Raw genomic sequence first — 266 nt, 5'->3', positions numbered from 1 at the left:
AGCTGAAAGTGCGGACGTAAATGAATAATCGAGTAGTAATGGCCCGGCTTGCCGGATTGTTCCTTCACTTGAATATTGGCTTCGTTTAAGGGGTAGCGCGCTCTAATTTCATCAGAGGCTTCATCGGATGCGGTGGTGTAACTGCGCAACCAAGATTGTAAGTCGCGTTCTATCGAATCGGCATTTTCAAAAGAGCCCACCCGATCACGCCCCATCACTTTTAAATAATGAGCAAAGCGTGAAACACACATAACGTACTGCAGCAT

At 46.6% G+C, this 266-nt stretch carries 1 protein-coding gene; it reads right to left on the bottom strand.

Annotation, left to right across the window (positions count from 1 at the left end; genetic code table 11):
- Positions 1–266, bottom strand: a 266-nt coding sequence (locus Q4528_RS14170) for a hypothetical protein (protein ID WP_303522254.1), incomplete at both ends; no start/stop codon positions are given.

Origin of the sequence: Staphylococcus pasteuri (assembly GCF_030547725.1) — a bacterium.
Classification (GTDB): domain Bacteria; phylum Bacillota; class Bacilli; order Staphylococcales; family Staphylococcaceae; genus Staphylococcus; species Staphylococcus pasteuri.
Note: the sequence above shows the minus strand (reverse complement) of the source record. Positions and strands in the feature narration are given on the sequence as shown.